Source organism: Sebaldella sp. S0638, from assembly GCF_024158605.1.
Lineage (GTDB): Bacteria > Fusobacteriota > Fusobacteriia > Fusobacteriales > Leptotrichiaceae > Sebaldella.
Genome location: NZ_JAMZGM010000224.1, coordinates 1 through 2,184 on the forward strand (window position 1 = coordinate 1; position 2,184 = coordinate 2,184).

Annotated in this window: 1 protein-coding gene; it reads left to right on the forward strand. The window is 23.0% G+C overall.

Going from position 1 to position 2,184, the window contains the following annotated elements; translation table 11 throughout:
- Positions 1–272: 272 nt before the first annotated feature.
- Positions 273–1,529 carry a hypothetical protein gene (locus tag NK213_RS19765; RefSeq protein ID WP_253352527.1) on the forward strand — a complete coding sequence of 419 codons (1,257 nt, stop codon included), beginning with the start codon at positions 273–275 and terminating at the stop codon, positions 1,527–1,529.
- Positions 1,530–2,184 lie beyond the last annotated feature (655 nt).

A 2,184-nucleotide genomic window follows, 5' to 3' on the forward strand; every position in this document is an offset into this window, starting at 1 on the left:
TTTCAAAACACCTCTTTCTTTTTTTATTATATCATTGTTTAGATTTTGGTGTTCCTACTTTACTATAGCACTACAAGTTTTACCACTACCATTGCTACCATAGAAAAAATTTATCTTTTTGGGCTCAATGACAACTTGCTTTTTATATGTTGCAACATCAGAAATTATAATTTTTTCAATCATTAGTTTCAGTCCTTTATAGTAATATTAATTATTATATGATACATTAAAGCTATCGGAAAATCAATAATTTTTTAAAGGAGTCTATATTTATGTTAATTCAAATAGAAAAAATAAAGTATATTACATTTAAAAATAAAATAAAAAAAATGGTAGAAGCAGAATTTTCGTTAGAAGGAGATATTGAAAATAGTAATTTAATATTTGATATGAGTAAAGAAAAATCTTTTGGTGAATCATGGAAAGATAAAAAAAAAGAATTAATACTAGATGATATAAACCTAAGACATATTTTTGAAACATTGCTAAATTTTAATTTTAAGATGGATGATGGGCTAATGGAATATAAAAATGGAACATCGTATTATCTTTTCCCTGTAAAGATAAAAAATGTAAATAAAAAGGTAGAACTATGCTATTCTATTAATTCAAAAGTTAATTCTATTATAATTGAAGAAGAAAGATATTTTTACAATACGACACCTTTAGATGAAAAGAAAAATATTTTTTTATTATGTTATCTTCTTTTTTTTCGTTTAAATAAAAACTTTAAAAGAAAGAAAAATGAATTACTTTTAAAAAAATTATATCAATTAAAAGACAATGCTGAAAGGAAAATCAGTGAATCAATATTTGAAGAAATGTTTGATAATATAATTTTCTTGGAGATACATGGGGAGTCAACAAGAAAAATAAAGTATATTTCAAGAGCAATTTTAGATTCTCTTTTATTAAAACATAAAACATATATAGAGTGTATAGAATTTTCTCATTACAAAGAAAAAATAACTAATCATTTTTCCTATTCAAAAAAACAGACAGACTCCCATATAATAGATACAGAAGTAAGAGATTATTATCTAAGAGCATTGGAATCAGAAGAAATAGATTTAAAGTTTTTATTATATTATAAAATATTAACATTTTTTTATGAAAAAAGTAAAATAAATATTAAAGAAAAGATCGATAAATTAATTAAAGAATCAGAAGATATTCTTTTTTCTGTAAAAGAATTAGCAATTTTAGAAAATTTATTAGTAAATTTCTTTAATTATGAAAAATTTCTAGAAATAAATGAAGGAGAGTACAGGAAATGGTGTCAAAGAAAAATAAGTTTTGTTAAGCAAGCTCCAGTTATTTCTTGGAATTCAGATAAAGAAGATATATTACGAAAGATGGCAAAACGTTTTTATAAAATAAAATCTTCAATAAATTATGTTGAAAAAGGAAGAGAAACTTATAATAAATATAAGAAAAATCATATTTCAGAATTAACAGAAGAAGTAAAAGTAATAAAATCAATAGTTGAAATAGTATTGATATCTGAATATAATATAATTGAAGCATGACTATGATAAAAAATCTCTACCTTTTTTTACACTATAAAAAGATAGGTTTTTTATGACTATAAAGTCTTAAAAACTTATTTTTATACATATGTAACAAAAATATAAAATACTTTATTTACGAAAATTCGAACTTGAAAAATTTAATAAATATGCTATAATAGAGCATAAACAATATAGCAATTGTTAGCAAAGTACGCAAAAATTAGGTTTTATACCTAATTTTTTTTAGTTGAAGCTTATAAATATATATGTTATAATAAATACATAAACGAAGTTATAGTAAAAATCTGTGAGAAAAGTTAGGCTTTATGCCTAGCTTTTTTATTTTCCATTTGTTATAATATTTTATCGGCTTCACAGAGCCGAAAACTATAACTTCGGAGGACAGCTATGCGTACTTTGTTAATAGTCGTTATATTGTTTATAGCGATTAGCAAAAGACTGTATTAACAGTTCCTCAGCCCCATATGGGGCTTTTTTATATAAAAAATTTCCGTTTGAAAAGTGTACCAAAATAGCGGAACAAGTTAAAAGACGTTGGATATAGAGAGTGACTAAAAAATATAAAATAAAAATTTTTCCGTGCTAAATCCGCACGGCTGAACATTAAGAATTTTATACAAAAATTCTAAACGTTCTAAATTTATTGATTTAA

Bases quoted from the DNA above. Each gene is read 5' to 3' on its own strand.
- NK213_RS19765 (WP_253352527.1), top strand. From the start codon at position 273: ATGTTAATTCAAATAGAAAAAATAAAGTATATTACATTTAAAAATAAA.